The organism is Lutibacter profundi, assembly GCF_001543325.1.
In the GTDB taxonomy this organism is placed as follows: Bacteria; Bacteroidota; Bacteroidia; order Flavobacteriales; family Flavobacteriaceae; genus Lutibacter; species Lutibacter profundi.
The window spans coordinates 2,684,314-2,710,758 of the sequence record NZ_CP013355.1; the positions used below are offsets into that span (position 1 = coordinate 2,684,314).

The following is a 26,445-nucleotide window of genomic DNA, read 5'->3' on the forward strand; positions in this document are numbered from 1 at the left end:
TTATCCTAACCTCATCTTACTGTCATTTATATCGTGTTATTCGGTAAAAAAAGATTAATTCGGCAGGGTTGTATGTTGGTTTTTGAATTCTCTTATAAAGATACTTTCATTTGTTGAGAATTAAAAATTTATAAGATTATGGCTAGACAGACTGGAATAATTAAATTAAAAGGTACTATTGGAGGTATTACCTTTTACAAAACTGCTGATGGAGATCTTGCTCGCGAAAAAGGCGGTGTAGATGCTTCAAGAATTGCAAATGACCCAGCGTTTCAAAGAACGCGTGAAAATGGTTCTGAATTTGGGAGAGCTGGAAAAGGTGGAAAAGTACTTCGAAATGCGATTCGTATTCTTTTGCAAAATGCAAAAGATAAACGTGTGGTTAGTAGATTAACTACAGAAGTATTAAAAGTGATAAAAACAGATGCTGTGAATGAACGTGGCTTGAGAACTGTACAAGATGGAAATTTAGCCGACTTAAAGGGGTTTGAGTTTAATTTAAATGGAAAATTAAACAACACTTTATTTGCAGCACATACCAATGCATTTGACCGTGTTGCTGGTGATGCTTCTGTAAATATTGGTGCTTTTTCTCCTGCTATAAGAATTGCTGCTCCTGCTGGAACTACTCATTTTAAAGTAGTAATGGGTGCCGCTGAAATTGATTTTAAAGAAGGAACTTCTGTTTTTGAAAGTGATGAAACGGCTATTTTACCCTATAATAATGAAAATACTGCTGCCATTGATTTGGGTGCAACTGTAATAGCGAATTCAACACTACCAGTTTTTCAGGTTTTGGGTGTAGAATTTTATCAGGAAGTGAATGGGCAAATGTATCCGCTGAAAAATGGTGCTTACAACGCGTTGGCTGTTATTGATATTGACACTGTTTAATGGAATTTACATTGCATAGAACCTATTATAAAAAGGGTACGAATAGTGCCCTTTTTTTTAAAGGCCTTTTTATGGGCTTTGTTATTGAATTGCCCTGGTTAGAAAATAGAAAAATTATCTCGTGTATTCCAGAAGGAACCTACAAGTTGAGACCTCGATTTTCTGAAAAATTTAAACATCATTTGCAGCTTGAAAATGTTCCCGGTAGAAATTTGATATTGATACACCCGGCTAATGATGCTTTAAAGGAGCTTGAAGGGTGTATTGCTCCAGTGACGCATTTAACTGGAATAGGAAAGGGAAGTGCTTCTCGATTGCTATTTCAGAAAATTGTTTCAAGTTGTTACCAGGCATTTGAGCGAAAAGAAAAAGTATTCTTAACTATTAAATCTTAACTAATGAAACTTACAGAACGATATACAAAAAAGACACCTAAATTTTTTAGAACACTCCGAAATATTGGAATTGCCTTGGCAGCTGCAGGAGGTGTAATTATTGCAGCTCCAATTTCATTACCTACCATTATTATTACAGTTGCTACTTATATGACCGTTGCAGGTACTGTAGCCACAGCAGTAAGCCAAGCGGTTGTAGCTGACGAAAACAAAGACGAAAAATAAAACATAGATGTGGCAAAATGATTTACAGTTAAAATCTGGCGTTTTTGGGGGAACGTTGCTTTCTACAGTTCTAAATATTAGCCTACACGATGTATTTTTTACCGTTGTAATGGCTGTTATTGGAGCTGTAGTTAGTTTTTTTGTTTCGTATGTGTTGAAGAGGTTGTTTACCAAAAAATAAGGCCTAGCTAAATTTTAACTAGGCACTTATTATTTATACTTCTTAAGTTATTTTTTAACTCAGTTCTTTGTTAGGCAATGTTATTTTAGTAAATCTGTACTTTTTAAATAATCAATTATTTTCATTCCTAAAAGCTTTGATTCAAGCTCGAAAAAACTTTTTGATTGCATAGCAATTCCTCTATGAAACGATTCTTCTCTTTGGTAGACTGTTTTAGAATTTGTTTCTTCCTCAATATCCTCAGAACTCCATACTATCATACTTGTTTGTTCATTTCCTACTGTAAAACCACAAATATATGGTTGATTTTTGTGTTTAAACAAGAGTGGAGCACCTGAAATACCTCGAGGGCACATATATGATAATTCATAATGCGCTGGGGTTTTTGGGAAATTATGATTATATCCAACCATTGTAATGTGTCCTTTAAAAGCCCTAATCAAAACTTCAGAATGTTTATTATCAAATCCAAATGCATAACCCACGCTCATGACATTATTTAACATTGCAAGTTTTTGAGATAACCAAGGATATGATTTCGCTCTTTCTATTGAAGCAACTAAAATTCCAGAATCATTATCTTCAAAAACTTCACTATCTCGGATTTTAGAAAAACTCAATTGACCTTGTTCGTTTTGAAACCCTAGAGCAACAATTTCTTGCTCTTCTGCCTTTTTTATTGTGTGTGCACATGTGATGAAAAAATTATTCTCAATGTAAAATGCTGTTCCAAATATATTTTTTGGGTTAAAATGCCCTTCTTTCGTTAGAATTCCTCCAAAAACAGGAAAAACGTAATCATATGCCGTCGGTTGATGTGAATTTATATTTGAATTCAGGATATCCATTTTCTAATGTTCGTTAAGATACATGGTTTACACAAGTTAAAGGTTAGACTTTACACTAAATTGGTTTCTAACCTTATAGATTTTTTAAGTTTTAATATCAGTCTTTCTCCTAAATGTGTTCTTAACTTTTGAAGATGTTTATCGTCCTTTTCATTTTTATCAACATCAAACACAATTAAAAAAGGATTAAAATTTACTTCAAATTTACTGGGAATAAATTGATTTTTAAGAATATTTAAGTCTATAAGATTTTGTAGAACAAGTTTATACGAATCCAATATTTCATTTTTATGTTGAACTAATTCCTCTTCATATCTTTTAATTTGATTAAAAACTTTTGGAGTAGTTCTGGATCTTATTTCTGAATTAGTATAATGTTTAGCCTCGTAAAAAACGAGTTTATTTTTTTCTAGAGACAGGTAATCAATAGAAGAAATTTTATAATCTGACCTTTTTTTAGGATTAGGAACCTTATCTTTTATCAGTGTTATTTCAACATCAATAACGCATTTATCACGGTTCATTATTTGTTTATAGGATTCGAATTTTTCTTTCCCTATATGTTTTTTAACATTCTTTTTTATTGAGTCAATTTCAGCGAGGTTTTTAATAATTGATTTTTTGTTTAAAATAACTCCGTTATGAGATGTAAAGTAACCCTTGTTTGTAATGCTCAAATATTTTTTGTGAGTTTCTCCTTTTATGTATTTTTTTCGCTGATTGAATGATAGTTTACATAAACTTTGACCATTGTAATACACATTTAGAGATTCATTTCTGACTGCAATTAAAAGTTCATTGTCATTGAGCATTTTATACCAAAAGGAATTTTTATCGGAATAAAGTGTGTTTAGAGCGTCTAAAAATTGTTGATTATGAATTCCTCTTTTGAATATACTCATTATTAAGTTCTTTATTTAATTAAGGTTATAATGTTCAATTTTTTGAATGGCTTGTAACGGGTTTGGGTTATGATTTCGCACTGAAAATCAGGTTTAAAGCTATAGAATGTTTGTCGGAATGTTACCAAACCCAGCAATCAATTATACCCATTGTTGTGTGTAGTTTTAATGATTAACTTTTGATTCAGAAAAATTAATTCCATTGCCACAAGTTTCGCAACCATCATATTCTGATATATCCCCATACCAATAGTCTCCGCAATATGAACAAGTCTATTTCATTTTTTTATAATTATTATTTATTTAATCCATTTGTCGTTTCTAGTTCCAGTATTAACTGAAATTAATTGAGAATGCTCTTTCGGGTAAATTAATAGTACTTTTTTCAAAGTTATGTTTCTTTTTAATACACATTCACTCTCCGTTAAATAATCTTTATTACTTTTTAATGGTTGATAACCTATCTACATGGTTAACATCGATTTCTACCTTAAAAAGAAATTGAATATTTCCATGTCTTCCTCTTTCTGAAATATCATTATATATAAATTCCATACTTAAATGATAAAATTCATCTTTTGTCCAATGACAACCAAAATTAGATTTGTCTAATTCATTTATAGAATTCAAAAATATTGTTCTCCAAATAGTCATTCTAAAATCGTTTTGGGTTTTTGCTTATTTTTCACCAAAGAAAAGCATAATTATAAACCAGACAATTGCTGTAATTATTCCAGTTCCAATTGCTTCACCAAAATCAGCTTTAATTAAAGTAACAAGAAAAACAAAAAGTCCAATTGCAATAGGAATAACACACCCATTTGATTCTCTATTTCCAGCCATATTTTATGATTTTCATTTTGTTTCTATAATTTGTAACGAGTTCTCTAAATTACACACAACTATTTATATTCAACTAAATATCACCTTTAATCCGTGTAAACTTCAGTATAATCATAGTTTTTTGTTATATCAATTGAATATTGCAATTTTTTTTTGAATGACTAAAATACGCTAAATAAGGTTAAGTTTCAATAAAGTGCATTAATTTATACTGGTTATTGATATTAAATGGTTTTCGATTAAAAAAACAGATTCTGAACTTACAAGTTCAGGATCATTTAAAAATTAAAGATTCTCACTTTCAATCCAACTTGTTCTGCCAAGTCAATCATATTTTTAGTGCCTTTGCTTTTTCCATCCCAGAATGCTATAAGGGAATCGGCATAGTTTGCCATTTCTTTATTCCGTTTTGGTCCTGCAGCTTTTCCGTATTGTTTCCAATTAGCTGGGAATTGTTTTATAGGGTAGTTGTGTTCTTTTGCATATTGCTTACCTAGTTTATCAGCTCCTTTATAATAAGCACCGCTTACTATTTCAATATTGGTTTGATCCTGGAGTAGTTGGTCGCAAATTTGACATAATTTTTTGTAGTCGGTGAAGTTTCTTCCTCCTGCTATTATTAGTTTCATTGTGCGTTTTTTGTTTATGATAATGAGACCTTGAAACAAGTTCAGGGTGACGTATCGGTTTTGTTTAAGTAAAATTCAGTTTCTATTCAAAAGATCCCGCATCAAGTACGGGATGACTTAGTTTTTTTAAGATCTCAGCAAAGCAATTTTTAGTTTTGAAATTGTTTTGAGTTGTTGCTGGAGATTTTCTTCAAAAGCATTTATTTTTTTGAGTTTTTCAACTTTGAGTTGCCATTGTTGTTCCTGGTAATTTTGAAGTGCTACATTTATCACTTTTTTAGCATCAGAAATGCAAATAAATGGAATTACACTTCCTTTTAAGTAATAGCTGAAGTAGTTCCCCATTTTAAGTGATAAGCACAAGTAAAACAGTGATTCTCGGGTTTGCTCTGAAGTTGTTGTAATTACAAAACAGTTTGGACAAGGGTTCTGGTAATTGCTACATGCAATCGCGCCAGCTGGCTCTTTCACTAAAAGTGTCCACTGGACACTTTCTTTACGTTCAGCCCTGCTTCGGTGGGTTTTGATTTCATAAGTTGACATAGGTACGCAATTAAAATTTATGCTTCACTGCGTTCCGCATTCATAAATTTTAAAAGAAAAAGAAAAAAAAGAAAGCTTTTTATTTGTTAGCGTGGCTAAGGCTGTCAAGGTTTTTGAGAAAAATACAACCGCTGTTTTTTATTTTTATTAGAAACGAACTAAATGTAAGGTGGAGATTTTTTTCAAAACCCGTAGGGCTTGACCTTTATAGCCTTTTGCGGCTGGTGATGGGAGCGGTTGAATTTTGCTGTCTTTTTTTTATTTTTTAGGGTTATTTCACTCTTTCTTTTTTGTCTTAACACAAAAACGAAACAAAAAAAGTCAAGCCTTGGATTTTCAACGGTCAACTAAGTTTTTGAACCCTAAAAAAATTAGTTGATTACTTTTTTTTAATTTTGAATTGCATAGTTGATAAAAACTTAATTTTGTAGAAACTACTTAATGAATGAAACTTTTGAAATTACATCAAACTACTACCTTAGAAATATACACTGCTGATACTTCAACAAGTATAAGTTTACCTTTTGTTGATGGTGGTATTAGTGCAGGTTTTCCTAGTCCAGCGGATGATTTTTTAGATATTTCAATAGATTTAAATAAGGAATTTGTTAAAAATCCGAGTACTACTTTTTATGGGAGAGTGAAAGGAGATAGTATGATAAATGCAGGGTTGAGTAATGGTGATTTATTAATTATTGATAAAAGTTTAGAACCAATTGACAATAAAATAGCTGTCTGTTTTATTGATGGTGAATTTACGGTTAAACGCATAAAAATTGAAAAGGATATTGTTTGGTTGGTGGCTGAGAACGAAAAATATCAACCTATCAAAGTAACTGCTGAGAATGATTTTATTATTTGGGGAATTGTAACTACGGTTATTAAAAAAGTTTAACCATGTACGCTTTAGTTGATTGCAATAATTTTTACGCTTCTTGTGAGCGTGTTTTTCGACCTAATTTAAGGGAACAGCCTATTGTGGTATTATCCAATAATGATGGTTGCATAATTGCGAGAAGTAATGAAGCTAAGGCATTGGGAGTACCAATGGGTGCACCTGCATTTAAGTTTAAAGCGTTGTTTGAGAAAAAAAATATACACGTATTCTCATCAAATTATGCATTGTATGGAGATATGAGTCATAGAGTGATGAGCTTACTTTCAACGTATTCACCTGATATTGAAATTTATAGTATTGACGAAGCGTTTTTACAGTTTAAAGGATTTGATTTATTTGAATTGCAAGGCTATGCTGAAACTATTAAAAAGACTGTTGACAAAGGAACTGGTATTCCTATAAGTATTGGAATTGCACCTACCAAGGCATTGTCGAAAGTAGCCAATAGAATTGCGAAGAAGTTTCCAAAAAAAACGGGAGGTGTTTATATCATAGATTCAGAGGAAAAAAGAATGAAAGCGTTGAAGTGGTTGGCTGTTGAAGATATTTGGGGCATAGGTAGCAAACATCGTAAGCGTTTAAATTCCTTCAAGGTTTTTACTGCGTATGATTTTATTGAATTACACGATGATTGGGTACGTAAACATTTAAGTGTTGTAGGTTTACGATTGAAACACGAATTAGAAGGAAAACCTACGCTGGGTTTAGAAACTGTTCAAACCAAAAAAGCAATTGCAACTACCAGAACATTTGATAGGATGCATACAGATTTTGAAAGCATTAAAGAACGTGTGAGTACCTTTGCAGTGAGTTGTGCCGAAAAGCTACGTACACAAGGGAGTTGCTGTACTATTGTTATGGTATTTTTACATACCAATTGGCACCGAAAGGATTTACCTCAATACAGTAAAAATATAGTTGTTAAAACACCGTACCCTACCAATTCGAGTATTGATTTGATACGATATGCTACACAAGGATTGGAGCATCTTTTTAAAGAGGGCTATCATTATAAAAAAGCAGGGGTTATAGTTATGGGAATTACACCTGAAACTGCGAAGCAGTTTTCGTTGTTTTCAACTGAGAATCCGAAACACTTACCTTTAATGAAAACCATTGATAGTTTGAATAAAAGTATTGGTCAGCATAAAGTGAAGTTTGCTTCACAAGATTTAGGTAGGATGTGGAAAATGAAACAAGAGAAATTGTCACCTAGATATACAACTAAATTGAGTGAAGTTATTGCTGTTTATTGAATTAGATGTTGTTAAGATGCAAGCGCTAGCTTTAATATATAATTATTTTCTCATCATTTTTTTTGCATCACTTAATGCTTTTCTATGTTCTTTTGTTAAAATTCCTACTGTATTTTGATAATTTAATGGAAGGTAATTATTTCTAATATTCCTTTTTTCAATTATATCTAATTCATCTGTTGTATAAACTTCCCATTCGACAATGCAATTGGAATCCATAAATTCATTTATTTCTTTCTTGCTTGTTGACATAGGTAAATCTAATAAACCACATAATGTCGTTCTTAATGATGAAAGTCTACCATTCTCAACTCCTCTAGAATGAAAATTACTACTATCATATATATGGTATTTTACAAGCCTATTATGTCCGTTTTTTGCTTGACCAATATACAATAAAGTATAATTTTCATTTTCAAAATTTCTTGTTTTCAATCTATTATTATCATATAAACCAGATATTTTCTTTAATAATTTATCTAAAGATTTTGTTTTAAACCACCAATAGTAAACAATTGGGTTATTAGTAATTCTAATATCATTATCTCTAATTGTTTTAACTTTTAATGTCTCCATTATACACTAAGATTACCATTTATTAATTCTTTTGCACAGCTATAATGCCAATTAGTACTTGCTTTAGTATTATATTTAATTAATTTGTAAGATTTGTCTGATTTTAAGAATGAAGTTTCTCGATGTATATTCTTTTTCTTATAAAATATGATTTTTTTATTAGATAAATCTTGAGTTAGTTTATAAAATAATTCAATATAATCAGAACCACCAAGGAATATAATTTTTTCATACGGATCGATATTCTGTAAATGGTTAAAATCATTAAATATATCGTGTTTTTCTCTTTGTGAAATAATATCAGCTCTTTTTGAAAATGTTATATCATATTTTGGTATTCGAAACTCTGAATTAATAATACCCCAACCAGCTGATAAAATATATAAGTCAGAATTATATTTCATATATAAAGCTTTGTAAATCCACGGCTTATACAATTTATATGATTCTAGTAAATCTTTATTTTCTTGACTATTTACATATTCACGCCACGTTTTTTGTTTAGAAGGGATTTTGTCATCTGGTCTAAATTGATTTCCATTTTCTGTATTAGGTTTTGAAACAAAATAAATCTCATTACCTCTATACATTAAATTTTTTCCGTTTTTAGAACCACTACAGCTAATTACAATTATCATTTCTTAAAAATTCCATTTATATTTTTCCAAAAACTCAGACCATAAATAAAGAAGTATTCCTATTAGTATTAACCACTTTAATCGTTTAATAATATCCCAGATAATATCAATATATTTTTTCATTTTTCTTTCGAATTATTTTAGTTAATATCTAGTAAACTAACAAATATTTTATTTGTAAATCAAAATAATATATTTAATGTAATTTATTTTTAATAATCTGTTCATGTAAAGATATTACATTAAATGCAATCAAAAAATATTATTTATTAACAGTTTGTTATTGTTGTTTTTGCAGGTAATCGCAAGCACAAATGCGGTAGTTTCAGAGCCTATCACACAGATAACAATCAGTATTTACAAGATATCACCAAGCGATTAAAACTCAGATTGCGAATATCAGCTAAACAACTTCAGAGTTAACAGTAAGAAAGAGAGGTATATGAAATATAAACGGCAAAGTACCGTGGAACCCGTATTTGGAATCCTTACCCAGTTTATGTGACTCAAAAAAATAAATACCATTGGCTTACAACAAGCAAACAAGATAATGCATCTGTCAGCCATGGCTTATAATCTCAAAAAATACTTGAAACTCATCAGTAAAACTGTAAAAAGTGATGCAAAAGCAATGTGTCATTTTTTTCCTTCTAAAAGCCATGTTTAGACTTCAAATAAGTGCTTCTGAACCCTTAAAATTTTGATGTAATGATAGATGTAATAAATGCACCCCCCTAAAAAGGAGCATATAGTGTTGCTACTTATGATTTTTAGTTCCTTGTACCACAGTTACCATTGTTGGTGCCTGACTTTACTCAATAAGTTCTTTTAATTCTTTATATTCATTATCAGAAAACCCGTTACCTTTAAGGTTATTCACTTGCCAAAGTCCACTTCTAAATATTTTCTCTTTTGGTGAAAAATTACCAAGCCAGTTTTCGGATGGTATTAATTCATTTGATTTTCCAAATGTTGAAATCATTTTTTTTACAAAATCTAATCTTTTTCTCTTATCATTTAATTCAATTACACAAAAAGAGATTTTTTTTTGAATAATTTCACTGATTTCTTTCTCAAGTTCTTTTTCAAAATCAAGATTCAATTTTTTTAAATTTTTCTCCTTATCAATTCGTGAAGTTGTATCAAGTTCCCATTTATCGATGTATTGATTATTGCTCTTTTTAAGTAAACAACGACCAATGTTTTTCCTAAAAATGCTTCTATTTTTATTTTCTAATAAAAAATGTTGCTTTAATCTTGGAACTAACTGGTTTTCTCCAGTGTGACTTCCAATCTGAACGATTCTATCTAAATCCTTAAAGTACTCTCCTTTTTCAAACAAGACATAAATTCCATTTTTTGGAATATAACTTTCTACAGATTCAAATGGAAAAGTAAATCTCCTTTTTTTGTTAAATAATATATGTAATTCCTCAACTTTAGATTTCATCTTTGAGCTTTTTTAAGTATGATATTCTATCAAATAATCCTACACCTTTAAGAGGCTGTTCAATATTAACAAGAAAATTAATTATAGAATTTATATATTCTAATCCTGCTAATACAATAAATTTATCTTTTTTTAAGTCTGAAATATTCGAGAGTTCTAAAAGTATTTTTTGTCCCCAAATTACTTTTTCATCTTTTGTAAGAACTTTTAGTTGTGGCTTTCTTTCTCTATTTTTTTTACTAACATTTGAGATTGTCATATCATAGGGCTTAATTTCAGTATTTAATGTAAGTAATCCATAATGTGCTGATAAAATAAATATTTTGTCTCGATTTAATCTTTCTGCGTACTCTAAACTATGTTTGAATAATGGACTTTGATACATTTCTTTTGCTTTTGTCCTTTTATTCATTTTTTTTGAAACACAAGATATCAATACTATTTTTTTTATGTTTTTTCAGCTTGTTGTCTACTCGTTATCCAAAACTATCACAAACTTTTATCCTTTTATTTTAAGGTGTATCAACTGTATTTTATAAAGTGATTGATTTGCAATATTTTTAAAACACTAATTTAGTAAAAAAAGGTATAATCTATGGGATTTCTTAATTTAGAATGATTATTGAAACGAAATGATAGGGTTTAGTTGGGTAAGATTCCCAGTCAATACTTAGGCTACGCTCTTTTAGATGACAAAATTTGTTTTAAAAAACATGCGAATAAGTGGTGGTTTTATATTGCAAACAATAGTCAAAATCTACATTATGAAGAGATGCATGAATTGAGAGGTTTAGTGTTGATTTTTCCATTACCTACACGACTTTTTATTCATCTTGTTTGTTGCGGTGGCAGAAGACATCCTCTCTTGCAATTTTGGCTTTGTGTTGTTGGTTTAAGTGAATTGTATATGTGTATTGCTTTAGTGTGGGCTTTTCAGTTGCTTAATTCCAAATTTTTTTTGTAGTAAATTATTAATTTCTTCTGAATTTATAGTTTTCACTGTTGTTTCTGTTTTATTATATATTCGTAGTGTATTTCCTTTAATAAAGTAAAATGAATCATCTTTTATTATTGAAAACCTTAAACTATTACTAAATGGATAAATGGAAGTATCTTTATAACGATTTTCAATATCACATAAAATTTCTGATTCTGACTTTGATATTTTCGGCACGTCAATTATTTGTTTATAAATATTTTTAATTTTATGGTAAATAATAAGTTTATTTTCAAATATTTCAGTTTTAAAACTCATACCGTAAACAGAATATTCAATTGGTGTAAATTCGGGAAATAATTTTAAAGAAGGCCACCCAGAGCCAATGTCAATAAAATATTTTTTATTTTCAATCATTACAGATAACATTCTATGACATTCCACATTATTAATAAATGATGAATGTAACTTTGTTTCAGTACCATTATTTTTAAGAATTTCTCTAAAATGAAGTACTTTGTCAGAGCAAGTGCCGCCTAAAGATAAATCTTTATTTTCAATATTATTGAGCATAAAAATGTTATGAAAAGGAACCGTTTTAAACTCTTTTAATAATAATGTTTCTATTTTATTAATTAAATTCATTTGTGACTTATGCTTCTTTTAGTTATTGACTTTTCAAAAACAGGGTATTCATAATAGTATCCATTAGATCTGTTTTCGTTAAAATATTTATTCCAAATTTCCTTCAGTGTTTCCCTTTCAGTTTTATTGTCTTTTGTTAGGTATTCAACAACTAATTTTCTAATGCCTGAACCAACATCAAAAGATGTTTTTGTTCTTTCAATGATTTCTTTCGGCAAATCAGCATTAAATATACTTCTTAAAATTTGTTTGTCTTTCAAATCTTGTAATGGTAAATCTTTAGAAATAGAGTACACTTCTTTATCCAAAAAAGGACACCTAATTTCTATTGTATTCGCCATTGATGATAAATCTAATCTCCTTAATTCTGTATAATGCAGATTTTCAATTAAAACATCACTCTTTTCTCGTGTTTCGGTAATGTTTTTTGATATTTTATAACCACAAAATAATTCGTCTGCTCCTTCACCCGAAATAACAACTTTTAATTCATCATTTTTTGCCAATTTTGATAATAGGTAAGTCGCTAATCCATTACTTACAATTGAAGGATTGTAACTTTCAGTATGGTAAACTACTTGTTCAATCAATTTTCCTATTTCTTCTTTTTTAGGTAATGGAATGTGCTTTATTTGACTTTCTATTTTTAAATATTTGACTAATTGCTTAACAAAATTAATATCTTCATTTTCCTTATTCCCTAATGTATAATAAATTGCATTCGCAGTATGTTTTGAAATAATTGAAGCAAGGATTGAACTATCTAAACCACCACTTAGAAAAACACCAACTTTTTCACTATTGAGAGGAATTCTCTTTATTGTAGATTCAATAATTGATCTTTTCAATACAGACTTTTCTATAACAGGAAATGAATGTTTTTTTACTGAAACAATTGTACTATTTACAATCTCAGAAAACCCTTTAGGCACAAACTCAAAGGATTGTATTCTGTCAAAGGATTTTAGTTCACTACAAACAAATTTTATTTTTGTGGTATTCCCATAGAATAATGGCTTTTTACCAATGTAATCTCTTATTGTGAAAAGTTGCTTTGTTTTATTATTGTATATGATACCAGAGTAAAAACCATCAAGAACATCAATTATCTTTGCACCAATAACATTGTATAATGGTAAAATGATTTCAATATCAGATTTAGAGTGTAATGCTATACCGTATTCCTCTGCTAATTCACTGGAATTAAAAATTTCACCATTAAATGCTCCAACTAAATATTCAAATTCAAAAGGCTGCATTCCATTTTTGGTATTATCATTTATTGCCAAACGATTAAAACCTAATGAAATATTTTTAGAATTATATATTTTTGAACCATCCGTTCCTCTGTGTTTAATTCGAGCTAAAGCATCTGAACAATCAGTTTTTGTATGCTTACCAATAACTGCAACTATTCCACACATTTATATTTCAGTTTTATTTATCCATTTTATGAATTTTTTAAAAACATCATTGTGTTTAACTAAATTTTCTATGCTCAAACTTTCGTTATCTCTATGAATATTACATAAACTATCATTTGGGCCAAATCCAATGTAATAAGCATCATTAGGAATGTTAGTTAAAAACGGACATTTAGTGAATTTATTCAAGTGTCTATTTGCATAAATGGCTTTTCCATCATAAATAACATTGTTTAAATCATCCATAAATTTTGGTCTGTTTGTAGTTTTAGGTAAATGGAATATTACAGGAATATTTTTTTGATAAACGCCTGTTTCTTCAACATAAATTTTTGAATGAAATTCTTCAATATGTTTTGGAATTACATCAAAAGTTGTTTTCCCAGCAACTTCTTCTTCCCCTTGAATTATCCATAAGATATTCGGTAATTCTTCATCATTGTTTTTTAGTTCAATTAATGAGAATATGCGACTTAATAAGATGCCTTTATTATCGGCAATTCCTCTTGCATAATATCTGCCTTCTTTTTCTGTCAAATCAAAAGGGTTTGTATTCCATTTTTCTTTTCTGTGTATTTTTTCTACATCATAATGGGAATACAAAGTAACTTTTTTTGTTGAATTTTGATTGGTATATTTCGCTATAATTACTGGCTGATTGTAGGGGCTATCTCCTTCAACAGATACGCTAAATTCTATAGATTTTAATAAATTACTAACTAATTCAATTCCTTTATTATTAGATTTTTCATCATTTGCAATTGTTTCAATTGAAATGAATTTTTTAAGTGTTTTTATCATCTTTATTTTTGTGTGTAATTCTTTTTAGTTTTGTAATTTTATCATTAAATTTAAATTTGACTAAAACATCTTCATCAAAATATTTTCTCAAACTGATATTAAATTGTTCAATCGTAGCATGTTTTAATGTACATATTTCTCCATTTTCTTTTTCATACAAAATTGTTGTTCCTTTTATTGCTCTGAGTTTTCTATTTGGGTAATATGCAAAATGAACCGCTTTCCAAAAAGGCCCATAATTAATGTCTGTGTAGTATTTCTTAATGAAGTCTTTAAAATCTATCTCATTGCATTGTTGAATGTTAAATACATAACTAATATTCCATTTATTATCTTTCTTTATTAGTAGTTTATAATCGTTTCCCAAATTTTGAAATTGATATTCAATAGAATCCCTTCTTATTATTTGATTATTATGTATATTGAGTGCTTGATAATAGGGTTGGGCATCACCAAAATCAATAAAGTATGGGCTGTTGTTGAAATAACTAATAATGGCAATGTGTCTTTTTTCAGCATTATGTCTGCCACACAAAATATATTGAACATCGTAACCAATTTCGGTTAAAAAGTAATACATAAACCTATTTATATCAATACAAATACCTCCATTTCCTGTGAGCATATTTCTTTTAATATCCTCAAAAGTTGGTATTTTACCAAGACCATTATCAATCATAGTAATATTTTGCCAAGGGATATATTTTGCGACACTTTCTATAATAAGATTTAAAAAATCCAACGAAGTGTTTCCTAATTCATTATTGACGTGAATTCTGTGAAAAAATGTACTTATTTCAGTTTTAGATAATTTCATTTTCGATTACAAATTTTCTTTCTAATTCAAAATTTACATAGTTTGTAATTTTTTTTGATTTTATTGCACATGCATATTTTATATGCTCATTCTTCAAGATGTCAACGATAGTAGAATTGTATTGTCCATCTGTATAAGCATAAGAATCTACATCAATTCCTATTTCTGATAAACTTTGTATTGTTTTTTGAACATCTTGTAAAATCTCGTTTGTATTGAGTTTTGTATATATCTCGTGATACATAGAATGTCCACCAATTTCGTGATTTAAACTATCCAATTCTTGTAATTGTTTTATAGACATATAAGAAACTTTACTTTTTGAATTATTAGTCTTTAAAATAGCCTTTAAAAACTCTTTTTGCTGATTAATTGAGTAATTTAAAAAGGTCTTTTTCTGTTTACCTATAATCCATTCTTCTTTTTTATCTTTTACTATATTTTCGTTTACATAATGATAATAATAATCTAAAGGGGCAACCTTCTGCTCTTTACAGTAACCAATTACAGGATAAAATGTAGCCTTAATATCGTATTTTTCTAAAATTGGTTTTACATACAAATAGTTATCAGTGTACCCATCATCAAAAGTTAGTGCAACTTGATTGATGCTTGAATTACTTTCTATATTTGATATAGTTTTGAAAGTGTAATTATTTTTTAAATATTTTAGTATTACGCTTTCTAATTTTTCTTGAGAAATTAATGTACCTCTTATAAAGTAAGCATCATTATTGGCTATACTTGATTTAGGCAACACTCTATGGAACATTAAAATATCAATCATTAAATAACAAATTTGAAAGTTCTTCCAATGTGTTAAAACCAATAAGTAAATCTTTTTTTCTGCTATCTAAGTTTTGGTTGGCAAGTTTTTTACTCCATCCTTCTGTTCCTGTATAGCAAAATACTTTTTTCCCAAATTTCCAAGCGTAACTAATTTCATTTAGAGTACCTGCTCCACCACCTAAAGCAATTAAAATGTCAGATGATAAAACTATTACAGCGTTTCGAGCAAAACCAATACCTGTTGGTATAATTATGTCGATATACTTATTTGCTTTCTCTTTATTGTCAAATGGAAGGATACCAACAACTTTACTTTGGTTATTATTGCTGTCCTTAACGCCTTTTGAAACAGCTTCCATTGTTCCCTGCATACCGCCATTTATAATTGTGGTTCCTTTTTTACCTAAGAGCAAACCAAGGTTATATGAAAACTCATATAATTCTTTAGAACAATGACTTTTATTTGAACCTATGATGCCAATTTGCATAACTTTGATTTTAATTGTTCTTGTGTTAATTTGAATTTTTTAAACTCATTGATAAAGTGATTTTTATCAAAAGAATTGATTTGAATGTCTAATTCTATTAATCTATCTATTTCGTTTTTAAGTTCATTTTCATTGATGTTTTGATGTAGTAAATTTAAGATGCTTTTAATGTGTTTCTGATAAAATTTCAAACGGTTTTTAAATTCAGTTTCTCCTTTATATAAATATGAAACAAGTAATGCTCCAATCATATCTGAAAAATATTTCTCACAACTACTTTCAATTGAGGCATTACTTAATGTTCTATTATGAACAAGGCTAAAATAGGAAACATCTTTTATTTGAAAACCTATTTCAGTTAATAAATGCGAATGTATCATATCGCTTCTTCTGGCTGGAATGTTATTACTTTCTGAAAAGCCTAAATGTGGAATATGGAATATTTCAGGGTTAAAAACAATAAAATTCCCACCTCTTAAAAGGTTTGATTTTGTGAAATTTGGCACACTGCTTAAATTATTTTCAAAAGAGATTTTAGTAATTGGTTTTCCAACGAGTATATTTTTCACTATAGTCGTTTTTCTTTCTGTGTTTGATAGAAAAATAGAATAGTTATTGTCATAGTTGTTTTGATTGTAATAATCGTGATATTCAGATTGAATTATACTATTTTTAGGTGTGTACTTTCCGTTGAAAAAAGTATTTAATTGACTTTCACAATAGAGTAGTGAAGGTATTGGTGGCACATAGGTTGAAGGTGAAATAATAGCATCAACATTATTATTTTGATGATATAATTCTACAATTTTAGAAAAATAATTAGTTGAATAACTTACAATATGCTTGTTGTCTTTAAATTCACTTCTTCCAAAAAGCATATCATCATCTACTTGCCAAATAATTGATTTTTTAAAAGTTTCAAAGTTCTGAATAATATAAATTTGTTGTTGTATTCTTGCTCTTTGGATACTGTCAATATTTGTTGAACAATTTGCTTTCTGAAATAAATTAAAGTGTTTTTTTTCTAATTGTTGAATTCCAACAAGGTCGATTACTTTAGTATTTAATGGAAAGGATTCTAATTTGCTTTGTATGTTTTGTTTGAGTGTCTTATCAAATACTGTAATTGATAATGTGAAGTTTTTATTTTTATCAAAAGAATTTGATTTTAGGATACTACCTATTATGTTATTTGTATTTTCTTCATTCTTTGTTGAAAATATGATATTTATCTTGGTCATTCTTCTTCATTTGAGAGCGGTGGCAAAGAATTGCTCTTTTATTTTTTTGGTTAGGTTTAGCGTTTCCAAAAACTAAAGATGCAATTTGTGCGGTTGTCTTTTTATTTTTTTAATAAAACTTAACATCTAATAAACAAATTAACACTACGTTTATTTAGTTAAATGATTGGTTTAAAATGTTGTGATTTGATGCAATTTATTTTTAATTAACTTTTGATAAAGGTATTCTATTAAATACACTCAAAAAATATTATTTATTAACAGTTTGTTATTCTTGGTTAAGCAGGTAATCGCAAGCAAAAATGCGGTAGCATTTAGGCGAGCCGCCGGCGAGTTGAACGAGGGTGTTGGGGTGATAGCACGTTGCCATCGGCATAAGTGCGTGCAACAACTACGTGGTACACGCAAAGGGTGGTCACATTCGGCAGGGCTCAGCGCAGGCTATGTTTTTGAAGCTGTTGGAAAGGCAAGGGCAATATATTGAGTGGGTTTTAATGACCTTTATTCATTTTTTGCTTGTCCAAAAAACGAATCAAAAAAGGACACTTTTTCGTAGGAATTTCTGCTTTGCAGAACCATTCTTAAAACTTCGCGTCACTGCGTTCCTGATTTCGAAGCTTTTAAGAATATATTCTTTCGAAAAAGAAAAAAGAAATGTGAAGTTTTAGAAGTTAAAAGTGTCTTTTTTTGTGAGTTTGGGTTTTTAAAATAAGTAAGGTTTGAAAGTGTAATTTAAACGAATATATTGCTCTTGTGTGCGTTTGCAATATGTGATGACCGCAGTATTTTTGGAGTTGTGAAATTGCTTGAATGAAATAAATAATCTGAAGTACTAAATGATAATTATTACTTGTAGCGGTTATTTCATATGCAAAATTGAAGCCCAAATGAATACCTAAACAGCCCATATAATTATTTTATGCTTTATTGTCGTTAAAAAATAAAACCATAGCGTAAACTATTCTTTGATTTTTTGCCTAAATAAATCTAAAAAATAATTATAATTCTAAAAGCACTATTTAGATATTCATTTGGGCTATGCCTCAAAAACTGTGACACCCTTTTTTTAGCCCGAAGTGAGCAGCAGGCGAGCCAAATTGTGTAATAGCGGTTTGCCCCTAATATTTATGAATTCATACCTTAATAGGTTTTAGGGGCAAAATGAGCTATGCGTGAGGAATGCGTGGAATGTGTGCAATAAAATAAATAAATAGTGCTAAATGAGGCGTGTCAACGAATTAGTGCTATTTTATGGTATATGCAAGGCTTATGAAACTATGATTGTACTTTTATTAGTGAGATTTCTCGACTGCGCTCGAAATGACATTTTAATTTGAGAATTGCCTTGCAGATATATTTTATGGAACAAAATGGAGCGCATGACGAACACCTTATAACCTGCTTGAATGTTTGTTGTTTTGTTGAGGAGTTATTTTGAAGTGGTGTATTAAGTAACTAATTTTTAAAATCACTAAAATCATCAAATATGTATTCTGTGATATTGCCGTAACTTAACGTATCAATTTTTAATTTCATATAATCTCTTTCAATAGCAGTTCCATCGTGTAGCATTTCATTTTTGACTTGATTGTAACTTACACCTTCTAATACTTTCAGTTCAAAATAACTACTTAATTTATTGCATCCATTGTCTGCAAGATAAATGATCTCTGTACCTCCAAAAATAGATATTATGTCAAATATGTTTTTTCTAAACTTATTAAAATTATCTATAAAATTTATTTTACTATCTTCATAAAGGTACCTATATTTATAAATGGTTGCTAGTACTAAACTCTCTTCAAATATTGCAACATCAAAAACAAAAGGACTGGTAAAATAAATTAGTTCAGGATTATCAGGGTCTAAAATTTGACTATCTGTTTTTTCGTTATAAATCATAGGGTATTCATATTCCCAATCTCCTTCGCTTTTAACAAAAGTATTATCTGCTGATAAAACAGAAGTATGTTCTAAGTTTAAATTCTTTAACTTTTTTAGATATTCATCTTTTCTTAGCTCAACTTCTTCTTTTGAAGTTTTAATATTGCTTATAATGAATAAACTTGTTGACATAAGGTTGTTTTTGAAGCTAATAGGATTTATTTTTTTCCTACTGTTAATAAATATTTCTACAAATCATATAATCTTTTCTGTTACTCTTTCAGCTAAAGTTTTTCAGTCTTTCAAAGTTGGTCTTTTATTCATGATTAGAATTAGTTATTACTTTTTTTCTTCATTTGCCATAGCGTAGCAATTTTCTGAATTTTTATTTGAACGAACTATTTAGTATTCCCTATAATACCTTTATTTGGCTCATATTCTCTTTTGAACTATATTTTAATTATTGTATTCGGACCAATTATGTCCCAATTATGTCCCGATTATTAATTGAGAAAATAATAATTACCTTCACTAGCCCTTCCTTAACTTTTAGTCAATTCAACTCTGTTAATTCTTTTAAATCTCTTGTACTATAACCTTCACATTTCATCCAATGGTTGAAATAAATCGGCCAATAAGTGGTTAAATGGTGGCCAATCCGGCCAATAAACGGCCAATCAAATTAAGGTGTATTTAGCACCTCTTCCTTTGGCAGTTGGAGTATTGAAAATGCCTAGTTCAACAAGTTGTCCCAATTATGTCCCAATTGTCCCAATTATGTCCCAATTAATTTAGCACATAAAATGCTCCAGCTCCAGCTTTACCAGAACTATGAATTAACTCTAAATCAGTTAATGTTTTTAAATCTCTAGTTGCTGTTTTCTTTGTAACACTATTTAACTCTTGGTACTCTTTATTCGTGATTCTTGAATTTACTTTTAGGTATTCTATAGCGTTAACTTGTCTTTCGTTTAAGCCTAGCTCTTTTAACTGTTCACGGACGTACTTGTTTTTGAATAAGGTTACTAAGATTCCACCATCTTTGGCTTCAATAGTTGGTTCAGGGAGTTCTGCTTCCTGGCAAGAGTTGAAAATTTTCAAGGTTCCTCTACCCCAAGAATCAATATAACCTGCTTTGAAACAAACATCGGCAATAATTGGATTTTTAGGACGTGATGAATGGTTTGTTTTTAATGATTCAATATGTAGACCTTCAGGCAAGTTTCCTTCATTCCAACTAGTAAATTTATTATCGTACACTCTCATTTGAATGGAACTTCCCATATAAATTCTATGAACTAGTGCGTTCAATAACATCTCACGTAATGCAGCTACAGGATACTCCCCCTTTTCAATACGTTGCATTCCTTCAAAATTGATTGGTTTTATAAAGAATTTACGGTTTAATTGTTCCGGTACATTTTTTAATAAGTAGATTAGATTTCCTTCTTCAACTTCCTGATATTTTAAGTCGGCATCATCAGAACCGAAACGTCCTATTTTCACCATGATGTTTGGATAAAATTTATTTGGATCTTTCCCAAAAAGAATGATTGCAGCACGTTTAATTTTTCCATCTATAGAAAGTCTTAGTTTTTCCATTCTATGTACTGTGATTCTTTACTCATTTTTAATTATAAGACTTAAAAAAAGATTATAATGTTAGTTATGGTCTTGTTATTCCGTTTATAAATGTTTCTACAAATCCTAAAATCTTTTCCGTTACTCTTTCCGCTACTGTTTTTCTTTCTTTCAAACTTGGTCTTTTGTTTAGCATTCCGATAATTTCATCTCGTAGCGGTTTCTTTTCGGTGAATAAATAGTTTCCAATTACTGCCTGTAATTTTTCGGAATCCAGATTTTCCTCTTGGCTTAATTTTTCCAATGCCAAAATTCTTTCCTTGCTCCAATAGTTTTCAAATTCTTCTGGTATGTTATCAGAATCTTCAATTACAGGTAAATTTTCTTGAATAAATCGTTCAATCAGTTCTCGCTTGCTACGCATTTGAGCATCACCAGTCATCATTTCAAGAATTGCATTTTTCTGTTTTTCTTGTTCTTCTTCAGTCGCATCTTTCAGATTGGTAAGTAGTTTTAGAATGTAGGCAACATTTATTTCATCTCTGTGAATCAATTCTAACTCAAAATCGACATCGTTCAGAATAGATACTTTCTCTTTTTGATTTGCAGACTTTGCTTTATCGTAAAGGTCGAGATATTTTGATTTATAATCTTCAAAATTTTGCTCTTCCATTGATAAATCAGAAAAATCAAATTCAGTAAAAGTTGCCAATACATTTTTCAAACGCATCAACTCTCTAAATGCTTTTATAAATTCAAGTTCCTTTTCTTCGTCTTGTAAATCGTTTACGCTGTTTACCGTTGGTGTAATCTGTAAAAGTGAAATAAATGCCTGATTAAATTTGGCAACATATTCTTCATACGGTTGCATTATAATTTCATCTTTGGCATTAATGTTTGAAAAGAGCGAAATTGCTTCGTCTGTTGCTCCTTTCAGGTTTCGGAAGCAAACAATATTCCCTTGCGATTTTAATTCGTTTAAAATTCTGTTTGTTCTTGAATAGGCTTGAATTAAACCGTGATACCTTAAATTCTTATCTACGTAAAGCGTGTTTAATGTTTTGCTATCAAAACCAGTTAGAAACATATTCACTACTAATAAAACATCAATCTGTTTATGTTTCACTCGCTTTGCAACATCGTTGTAATAATTATAAAAACTCTGACTGTCCTTTGTTGTGTAATTGGTACTAAATTGTTTGTTGTAATGACCAAGAAATGTTTCTAATTGGTCTCTTGAATGTTCACTTTCATATTTGCTTCTTGGTTCCGCAACAACATTTAAATCCACATCATCAAATTCGGATGTTGTAAAACCTATTGCATCTTTGTCTACTTCATTGGCATTGTATGAAAAGATAGTTGCCAAACGCAAATTATGCTGTCCATCTTCTTTCTTCTGATGAAACAATTTGTAATACTCAATCAAAGTATCAACGCTTGAAACGGCAAAAATGCTTGTAAACTCTCTGCTGTGCGTTTTTCTGTTATGATTGGTAATAATGTAATCGGTAACATTGTTTAAACGCTCTGGTGCATTCATAACCTCTGCTTCGTCAATGGCTTCTACATCAATATCTAAAATGTGGTCTTTCTTTTTGAAAGTGCTGATGTATTCAATAGAGAACTTTAAAACATTTTCATCACGAATTGCATCAGTAATTACATATTTGTGCAAAATTTTATCAAAAAGCATTGAAGTTGTTCGCTTTCCAAACTCATTTTTTCCTGCGTTCTTTTCAAAAATTGGTGTTCCTGTAAAACCAAACATTTGACAGTTGGTAAAGAAGTTTTTTATGTCTTCGTGGGTCTTACCAAATTGCGAACGGTGGCACTCATCAAAAATGTAAACAATGCGTTTTTCTTTCATCGTTTCCATTCTGCTCAAATACCTTTGTTTGCTGATGGCAGTATTCAATTTTTGAATAGTGGTAACAATCAATTTATTGTCGCCAACCATTTGTTTTACCAAAGTGTTGGTGTTGTTTGTTCCGTCAATACTTCCTTTGCTGAAAGCGTTAAATTCTTTGGTTGTTTGATAATCTAAATCTCTACGGTCAACCACAAAAACCACTTTATGTACTTTTGGTAAATTGGTAAGTATCTGAGCCGCTTTAAAAGAAGTTAGCGTTTTTCCCGAACCTGTGGTGTGCCAGATATAACCGTTTTTCGTGCAGTTTTTTGTTCTGTCAACAATTGCTTCTACCGCATAAAATTGATACGGACGAAGCACCATCAATATTTTATCCGATTCGTGAATAACTATGTATTTAGTAATCATTTTAGAGATATGACAAGGCTCTAAAAACTCATCGGTAAAATCGGAAAGTTGAGTAATGAGTTTATTATCTACATCACTCCAATAAAAGGTTTGTTTGAAACTACGTGCTTTTACAGGACTGTTGGCATAGTATTTTGTATTAACTCCATTACTGATTACAAAAACTTGAATAAACTGAAACAATCCGTGACCTGCCCAATAGGAATGCCTTTCGTAGCGATTGGTTTGATTAAAGGCTTCTTTGAGTTCTAATCCTCTTCGTTTTAATTCTATTTGCACCAATGGCAAACCATTAATTAAAATGGTAACATCGTAACGGTTTTTGTATTTGCCTTCCATTGTTACTTGTTGCGTAACTTGGAATTGATTTTGACACCAGTGTATTTGATTAATTAACTCAACGGTTTTAGGCTCCCCTTTATCGTTTGCGTATGGAACACGGTCACGCAAAATTTTGGCTCGTTCAAAAATATTGCCTTTGTTGATGTAGTTTAATATTTGTTTAAAATCATTCTCAGAAAGTTCAGCTTTATTGTGAATTTCCAACTGCGATTTTAGATTCGCCAATAAATCTTTTTCGTCTTTTATAATAACCTTTTTATAAGCCAACTTTTGAAGTTGAGCAATAAGATTATTTTCTAATATTTGTTCCGGTTGTGTTGTCATAATTAATTGTCATAATTTGGATTTTTAGGATTATTAGATGTTGGGTTTTTCTTTGTTTTTAGGATGTCTCAATCTTTTTATTTCCAAACTTTGAGCTCCGAAATTTAAAAGCAGCCCTAAATCAACATTATAAGCTACTAAATAATTTAGACCTTGAGCCAAATGCACATCTTCCATTTTTACTAATGCTTTAAGTTCTACCATTACTTTCTCTTCTACCAAAAAATCAACTCTGCGGCTACCGATTGAAAAACCATCATAAAACAATGGCATTTCCAATTCTCTCTCAAAAGATAAATTTTGTTTTTTCATTTCTATGGATAAGGCTCTTTGGTAAATAACCTCCTGAAATCCATTACCTAAAACAGAATGCACCTTCATTGCACATCCTATTATTTTATAGGTTAAATCGTCTTTTATTGTTTCGTTCATCTTGTTGCCTTTTTAATAATCCAAAAATCCTTTCATCTTCTAAATCCTAATTCAGACAATTTACACAAACATCTTCTGTAATAATCCCTTTTTCCATTCCTGCGATGCCTCTATTTGTTTACCCACATTTTCAATGGATTTATCTATGGACGATAGAAATTTGGCGATTTTTTGTTGTTCGGGTTTTGATGGCAATCGTATTTTAATAGTTTTTAAATCACTTGCATTGTATGAAGGTAATGCTCCTACTTGTGCAAATTTTGATAATCTTAGGGTGTCAAATAAGTGTTTAAAGAACTTAATTTCTCCTTTTGGCGTATAAGACATCATATTGTTATCAATTAAAAAATTTGATGCAATACGCTTTCTCTCAAGAAAAATTGCAGCACCAACTTTTGCAAAGATTATCGAATCTTCTAATATTGGTTTATATTTCAAACGTTCAATCTGTTCAATATTTACATAATTATTAGCAACTGTAATTTTTTTATTGTTACCCACCAAATTCATATCAGAAACTTTAAGAAAAGGGATCCCTGTTTGCCCACCTTGCTCAATATTTGCAAATCCGATACCAGAAATAAATATACCTACCTCCCCCAACATCTTCTCTTCCCAATCGGGAAAATTGTTGCCGTTATCGTATTTAAAGCGAATAGTTTGCGAAAACAATTTATGCATTACCCCTTTTTTGTATTGCTCCAATTGGGCTTTCTTTTTTTGCAGTAGGTTTATGCGTTTGTCCACTGCGCTTAGAAAGGTGGCGATGCGGGTTTGTTCGGCTGGGGTTGGAATAGGAATTTTGGTTTCTCTAATCGTTTTAAGAGACAAGTTCTTAATTGTAGAACCTGTCAGTTCAGAAAAAAAGAAATTTTGAGTCTTCGAGATTTTTAACGAATTATAAATAAACTCTTTATCAACTTCATTTCTTATATTTAGATATGCAGCACTTTTACCTAACATTACTTTTTCATTGGTGTAAAAAGCAAGATTTCCAATAGTACCATTTATAGATAATAGAATAGTTCTGTCGCTTAACTCTCTATTGTGCTTTATTGCTTCGCTTTCTTCTACTTTTTTTGTTGTTTCAAAGATTTCTATTTTGCCATCAACTAAATTATTACCATTAATAAAATAGTAATTCCCATTATCATTATATTCGGGAGTACTATGTATCCCATCTCCAATTCTTGTTGTTATTTGGTCTAACGTTTTAATATCCCATTCCCCATCAAACTCAGGAAACCGTAATTGTGGTATATTTTTATTTAATTTATCGTTCATCATTGTAAAATTCACCATTTATAATTCACAATTCACCATTATTCTTTCTCATTATCACTTTTTAGTTTTTTCGTTTTCTTTTCCTGCAAAAATGTTTTGGCATTTAATGGGCTAATAACTTTTTTACCTGTTTTTGCTTCTAATTCTTTGCGGGCAACTTTGGCAACATTACCGCCCTGCTTTGCCACTTTTTTGCTTTCGGTAAAGTTTTTGGGTGCTACGGCTTCCGAAATATCTTTGGTAGATGCTTCGGCAAGCATATTTAGTATCAGTTCGGTATTGGTCATATTATCTCTAAGGTTTTCTTTTTTCAAACCTTTCAAAACTTTGTATTCTTTGGTAGTTTTATCTGCCCAGGCTTTGGTAATGATATTGGTTAGTGTGGCAAATTGTATTCCTTCTTTTAGACCTCGTTTTTTCCATTCGTCTGTGAGTTCCTTTCGTATTTCAATACTTTTTAAGCGTTGGTTAATCCAATTTTCAGAATACCCAAGCTCTAAATATTGTTTCAATGCCCTGTCAATGGTAATTTCGGGGTCTTGCATCTCCTCTAATCGCTCCGATGCAATTTGTGCCAGCCACAGTTTAAAAGGTTCTGCCTTTGGCGATGGAATAGATTGAATTAGTCTGAAAAGCTGTTCGGTATCAGCGACATCGGTTTTACGCATTTTACCATCAGCCGCAAGCATTTTCAAAGCGTGACAATTCGTCACGGTTTGGTTTCCTTCTGCTTTTAAGCGTTGTTTCAATTTTCGCCAATAAGCTGGTGGGTCAATACTTTCGGTCAATACTGCAATTACATCTACAATAGAGATATACCATTTTTCCTTATCGGCATCCCAAAGGGTTCTTATCTGCTTATCCTCGTATAATTGTATTTTATTTTTATCACTCATA

At 30.2% G+C, this 26,445-nt stretch carries 29 protein-coding genes and 1 pseudogene; 7 read left to right on the plus strand and 23 right to left on the minus strand.

Annotation, left to right across the window (positions count from 1 at the left end; genetic code table 11):
- Positions 1-138 precede the first annotated feature (138 nt).
- Genes Lupro_RS11800 through Lupro_RS13605 form a run of 4 tightly spaced genes read left to right on the plus strand, consistent with a single transcriptional unit; the run spans position 139 to position 1,695 of the window.
- Positions 139-894 (plus strand): hypothetical protein, encoded by a 756-nt coding sequence (locus tag Lupro_RS11800; RefSeq protein ID WP_068210578.1) that lies wholly within the window; start codon positions 139-141, stop codon positions 892-894.
- Positions 894-1,289, plus strand: a complete 396-nt coding sequence (locus Lupro_RS11805) for a DUF5675 family protein (protein WP_068210581.1) — start codon at positions 894-896, stop codon at positions 1,287-1,289. The genes Lupro_RS11800 and Lupro_RS11805 overlap by 1 nt, the downstream gene beginning before the upstream one ends.
- A gap of 3 nt (positions 1,290-1,292) precedes the next feature.
- Positions 1,293-1,514, plus strand: coding sequence for a hypothetical protein (locus Lupro_RS11810; RefSeq protein WP_068210584.1), 222 nt, complete (start codon positions 1,293-1,295; stop codon positions 1,512-1,514).
- Positions 1,515-1,521: 7 nt separating this feature from the next.
- The gene (locus tag Lupro_RS13605) at positions 1,522-1,695 is read left to right on the plus strand and encodes a hypothetical protein (RefSeq protein WP_169792341.1); all 174 of its coding nucleotides are present in this window, start codon (positions 1,522-1,524) and stop codon (positions 1,693-1,695) included.
- An 80-nt stretch (positions 1,696-1,775) separates the two neighbouring features.
- On the opposite strand, the gene Lupro_RS11815 is transcribed toward Lupro_RS13605, so the two are convergent.
- The 6 genes from Lupro_RS11815 to Lupro_RS11835 form a co-directional block, all read right to left on the minus strand.
- Entirely contained in the window at positions 1,776-2,543 is a 768-nt protein-coding gene (locus Lupro_RS11815) for a serine protease (RefSeq protein ID WP_068210588.1), read from the minus strand.
- A gap of 50 nt (positions 2,544-2,593) precedes the next feature.
- Positions 2,594-3,445, minus strand: a complete 852-nt coding sequence (locus Lupro_RS11820; RefSeq protein WP_068210591.1) for a hypothetical protein — start codon at positions 3,443-3,445, stop codon at positions 2,594-2,596.
- A gap of 438 nt (positions 3,446-3,883) precedes the next feature.
- Positions 3,884-4,099 (minus strand): hypothetical protein, encoded by a 216-nt coding sequence (locus tag Lupro_RS11825; RefSeq protein ID WP_068210593.1) that lies wholly within the window; start codon positions 4,097-4,099, stop codon positions 3,884-3,886.
- A gap of 24 nt (positions 4,100-4,123) precedes the next feature.
- On the minus strand, positions 4,124-4,288 hold the full coding sequence (locus Lupro_RS13565; protein ID WP_158499571.1) for a hypothetical protein: 165 nt from the start codon (positions 4,286-4,288) through the stop codon (positions 4,124-4,126).
- A 278-nt stretch (positions 4,289-4,566) separates the two neighbouring features.
- Positions 4,567-4,917, minus strand: coding sequence for a DUF2493 domain-containing protein (locus Lupro_RS11830; RefSeq protein WP_068210596.1), 351 nt, complete (start codon positions 4,915-4,917; stop codon positions 4,567-4,569).
- A 126-nt stretch (positions 4,918-5,043) separates the two neighbouring features.
- A complete protein-coding gene (locus tag Lupro_RS11835) occupies positions 5,044-5,460 on the minus strand; it encodes a DUF6943 family protein (protein ID WP_068210600.1) in 417 nt (138 codons plus the stop codon).
- Positions 5,461-5,905: 445 nt separating this feature from the next.
- Between Lupro_RS11835 and Lupro_RS11840 the strand changes: the two genes are divergently transcribed.
- Both Lupro_RS11840 and Lupro_RS11845 read left to right on the plus strand, forming a co-directional pair.
- The gene (locus Lupro_RS11840) at positions 5,906-6,355 is read left to right on the plus strand and encodes a LexA family protein (RefSeq protein ID WP_068210603.1); all 450 of its coding nucleotides are present in this window, start codon (positions 5,906-5,908) and stop codon (positions 6,353-6,355) included.
- Positions 6,356-6,357: 2 nt separating this feature from the next.
- Positions 6,358-7,614, plus strand: coding sequence for a Y-family DNA polymerase (locus Lupro_RS11845; protein WP_068210606.1), 1,257 nt, complete (start codon positions 6,358-6,360; stop codon positions 7,612-7,614).
- Positions 7,615-7,656: 42 nt separating this feature from the next.
- Here the strand turns inward: Lupro_RS11845 and Lupro_RS11850 are convergent, their stop codons facing one another.
- Both Lupro_RS11850 and Lupro_RS11855 read right to left on the minus strand, forming a co-directional pair.
- Positions 7,657-8,190, minus strand: coding sequence for a GIY-YIG nuclease family protein (locus Lupro_RS11850; RefSeq protein ID WP_068210609.1), 534 nt, complete (start codon positions 8,188-8,190; stop codon positions 7,657-7,659).
- Entirely contained in the window at positions 8,190-8,828 is a 639-nt protein-coding gene (locus tag Lupro_RS11855; protein ID WP_068210613.1) for a hypothetical protein, read from the minus strand. The genes Lupro_RS11850 and Lupro_RS11855 overlap by 1 nt, the downstream gene beginning before the upstream one ends.
- A 394-nt stretch (positions 8,829-9,222) precedes the next feature.
- On the opposite strand from Lupro_RS11855, the pseudogene Lupro_RS13980 reads away from it, so the two are divergent.
- Positions 9,223-9,459: pseudogene (locus Lupro_RS13980) on the plus strand (transposase); the annotation flags it as partial.
- Positions 9,460-9,639: 180 nt separating this feature from the next.
- Here Lupro_RS13980 and Lupro_RS11860 read toward each other — a convergent pair.
- From Lupro_RS11860 to Lupro_RS11935, 15 genes are all read right to left on the minus strand, one after another.
- Entirely contained in the window at positions 9,640-10,278 is a 639-nt protein-coding gene (locus tag Lupro_RS11860; protein ID WP_068210616.1) for a GIY-YIG domain-containing protein, read from the minus strand.
- Positions 10,268-10,714: a DUF6884 domain-containing protein gene (locus Lupro_RS11865; RefSeq protein ID WP_335339111.1), complete on the minus strand. Its 447-nt coding sequence runs from the start codon at positions 10,712-10,714 to the stop codon at positions 10,268-10,270. Before Lupro_RS11865 ends, Lupro_RS11860 begins: the two co-directional genes overlap by 11 nt.
- Before the next feature lie 483 nt (positions 10,715-11,197).
- A complete protein-coding gene (locus Lupro_RS11870) occupies positions 11,198-11,860 on the minus strand; it encodes an arylamine N-acetyltransferase (RefSeq protein WP_068210623.1) in 663 nt (220 codons plus the stop codon).
- Entirely contained in the window at positions 11,857-13,284 is a 1,428-nt protein-coding gene (locus Lupro_RS11875) for an asparagine synthetase B family protein (protein WP_068210626.1), read from the minus strand. Before Lupro_RS11875 ends, Lupro_RS11870 begins: the two co-directional genes overlap by 4 nt.
- Positions 13,285-14,085, minus strand: coding sequence for a M20/M25/M40 family metallo-hydrolase (locus Lupro_RS11880; protein WP_068210629.1), 801 nt, complete (start codon positions 14,083-14,085; stop codon positions 13,285-13,287).
- Positions 14,069-14,902, minus strand: a complete 834-nt coding sequence (locus tag Lupro_RS11885) for an arylamine N-acetyltransferase family protein (protein WP_068210632.1) — start codon at positions 14,900-14,902, stop codon at positions 14,069-14,071. Before Lupro_RS11885 ends, Lupro_RS11880 begins: the two co-directional genes overlap by 17 nt.
- Positions 14,889-15,689 carry a polysaccharide deacetylase family protein gene (locus Lupro_RS11890; protein WP_068210635.1) on the minus strand — a complete coding sequence of 267 codons (801 nt, stop codon included), beginning with the start codon at positions 15,687-15,689 and terminating at the stop codon, positions 14,889-14,891. Before Lupro_RS11890 ends, Lupro_RS11885 begins: the two co-directional genes overlap by 14 nt.
- The gene (locus Lupro_RS11895) at positions 15,682-16,179 is read right to left on the minus strand and encodes a TIGR00725 family protein (RefSeq protein ID WP_068210637.1); all 498 of its coding nucleotides are present in this window, start codon (positions 16,177-16,179) and stop codon (positions 15,682-15,684) included. The genes Lupro_RS11890 and Lupro_RS11895 overlap by 8 nt, the downstream gene beginning before the upstream one ends.
- Entirely contained in the window at positions 16,161-17,420 is a 1,260-nt protein-coding gene (locus Lupro_RS11900; RefSeq protein ID WP_068210639.1) for a hypothetical protein, read from the minus strand. Before Lupro_RS11900 ends, Lupro_RS11895 begins: the two co-directional genes overlap by 19 nt.
- A 1,455-nt stretch (positions 17,421-18,875) precedes the next feature.
- Positions 18,876-19,496 (minus strand): hypothetical protein, encoded by a 621-nt coding sequence (locus tag Lupro_RS11910; protein ID WP_068210644.1) that lies wholly within the window; start codon positions 19,494-19,496, stop codon positions 18,876-18,878.
- A 594-nt stretch (positions 19,497-20,090) separates the two neighbouring features.
- Positions 20,091-20,906, minus strand: a complete 816-nt coding sequence (locus tag Lupro_RS11915; RefSeq protein ID WP_068210647.1) for an ATP-binding protein — start codon at positions 20,904-20,906, stop codon at positions 20,091-20,093.
- Positions 20,907-20,970: 64 nt separating this feature from the next.
- A complete protein-coding gene (locus Lupro_RS11920) occupies positions 20,971-23,832 on the minus strand; it encodes a type I restriction endonuclease subunit R (protein ID WP_068210650.1) in 2,862 nt (953 codons plus the stop codon).
- Positions 23,833-23,865: 33 nt separating this feature from the next.
- On the minus strand, positions 23,866-24,264 hold the full coding sequence (locus Lupro_RS11925; protein ID WP_068210652.1) for a GxxExxY protein: 399 nt from the start codon (positions 24,262-24,264) through the stop codon (positions 23,866-23,868).
- A 60-nt stretch (positions 24,265-24,324) separates the two neighbouring features.
- Positions 24,325-25,551: a restriction endonuclease subunit S gene (locus Lupro_RS11930; RefSeq protein ID WP_158499572.1), complete on the minus strand. Its 1,227-nt coding sequence runs from the start codon at positions 25,549-25,551 to the stop codon at positions 24,325-24,327.
- Between the two features lie 35 nt (positions 25,552-25,586).
- Positions 25,587-26,444 carry a BRO-N domain-containing protein gene (locus Lupro_RS11935; protein ID WP_068210658.1) on the minus strand — a complete coding sequence of 286 codons (858 nt, stop codon included), beginning with the start codon at positions 26,442-26,444 and terminating at the stop codon, positions 25,587-25,589.
- Position 26,445 lies beyond the last annotated feature (1 nt).

Coding starts and splice junctions, on each gene's coding strand:
- Lupro_RS11800 (WP_068210578.1), top strand. CDS start 139: ATGGCTAGACAGACTGGAATAATTAAATTAAAAGGTACTATTGGAGGT.
- Lupro_RS11805 (WP_068210581.1), top strand. CDS start 894: ATGGAATTTACATTGCATAGAACCTATTATAAAAAGGGTACGAATAGT.
- Lupro_RS11810 (WP_068210584.1), top strand. CDS start 1,293: ATGAAACTTACAGAACGATATACAAAAAAGACACCTAAATTTTTTAGA.
- Lupro_RS13605 (WP_169792341.1), top strand. CDS start 1,522: ATGTGGCAAAATGATTTACAGTTAAAATCTGGCGTTTTTGGGGGAACG.
- Lupro_RS11815 (WP_068210588.1), bottom strand. CDS start 2,543: ATGGATATCCTGAATTCAAATATAAATTCACATCAACCGACGGCATAT.
- Lupro_RS11820 (WP_068210591.1), bottom strand. CDS start 3,445: ATGAGTATATTCAAAAGAGGAATTCATAATCAACAATTTTTAGACGCT.
- Lupro_RS11825 (WP_068210593.1), bottom strand. CDS start 4,099: ATGACTATTTGGAGAACAATATTTTTGAATTCTATAAATGAATTAGAC.
- Lupro_RS13565 (WP_158499571.1), bottom strand. CDS start 4,288: ATGGCTGGAAATAGAGAATCAAATGGGTGTGTTATTCCTATTGCAATT.
- Lupro_RS11830 (WP_068210596.1), bottom strand. CDS start 4,917: ATGAAACTAATAATAGCAGGAGGAAGAAACTTCACCGACTACAAAAAA.
- Lupro_RS11835 (WP_068210600.1), bottom strand. CDS start 5,460: ATGTCAACTTATGAAATCAAAACCCACCGAAGCAGGGCTGAACGTAAA.
- Lupro_RS11840 (WP_068210603.1), top strand. CDS start 5,906: ATGAAACTTTTGAAATTACATCAAACTACTACCTTAGAAATATACACT.
- Lupro_RS11845 (WP_068210606.1), top strand. CDS start 6,358: ATGTACGCTTTAGTTGATTGCAATAATTTTTACGCTTCTTGTGAGCGT.
- Lupro_RS11850 (WP_068210609.1), bottom strand. CDS start 8,190: ATGGAGACATTAAAAGTTAAAACAATTAGAGATAATGATATTAGAATT.
- Lupro_RS11855 (WP_068210613.1), bottom strand. CDS start 8,828: ATGATAATTGTAATTAGCTGTAGTGGTTCTAAAAACGGAAAAAATTTA.
- Lupro_RS11860 (WP_068210616.1), bottom strand. CDS start 10,278: ATGAAATCTAAAGTTGAGGAATTACATATATTATTTAACAAAAAAAGG.
- Lupro_RS11870 (WP_068210623.1), bottom strand. CDS start 11,860: ATGAATTTAATTAATAAAATAGAAACATTATTATTAAAAGAGTTTAAA.
- Lupro_RS11875 (WP_068210626.1), bottom strand. CDS start 13,284: ATGTGTGGAATAGTTGCAGTTATTGGTAAGCATACAAAAACTGATTGT.
- Lupro_RS11880 (WP_068210629.1), bottom strand. CDS start 14,085: ATGATAAAAACACTTAAAAAATTCATTTCAATTGAAACAATTGCAAAT.
- Lupro_RS11885 (WP_068210632.1), bottom strand. CDS start 14,902: ATGAAATTATCTAAAACTGAAATAAGTACATTTTTTCACAGAATTCAC.
- Lupro_RS11890 (WP_068210635.1), bottom strand. CDS start 15,689: ATGATTGATATTTTAATGTTCCATAGAGTGTTGCCTAAATCAAGTATA.
- Lupro_RS11895 (WP_068210637.1), bottom strand. CDS start 16,179: ATGCAAATTGGCATCATAGGTTCAAATAAAAGTCATTGTTCTAAAGAA.
- Lupro_RS11900 (WP_068210639.1), bottom strand. CDS start 17,420: ATGACCAAGATAAATATCATATTTTCAACAAAGAATGAAGAAAATACA.
- Lupro_RS11910 (WP_068210644.1), bottom strand. CDS start 19,496: ATGTCAACAAGTTTATTCATTATAAGCAATATTAAAACTTCAAAAGAA.
- Lupro_RS11915 (WP_068210647.1), bottom strand. CDS start 20,906: ATGGAAAAACTAAGACTTTCTATAGATGGAAAAATTAAACGTGCTGCA.
- Lupro_RS11920 (WP_068210650.1), bottom strand. CDS start 23,832: ATGACAACACAACCGGAACAAATATTAGAAAATAATCTTATTGCTCAA.
- Lupro_RS11925 (WP_068210652.1), bottom strand. CDS start 24,264: ATGAACGAAACAATAAAAGACGATTTAACCTATAAAATAATAGGATGT.
- Lupro_RS11930 (WP_158499572.1), bottom strand. CDS start 25,551: ATGATGAACGATAAATTAAATAAAAATATACCACAATTACGGTTTCCT.
- Lupro_RS11935 (WP_068210658.1), bottom strand. CDS start 26,444: ATGAGTGATAAAAATAAAATACAATTATACGAGGATAAGCAGATAAGA.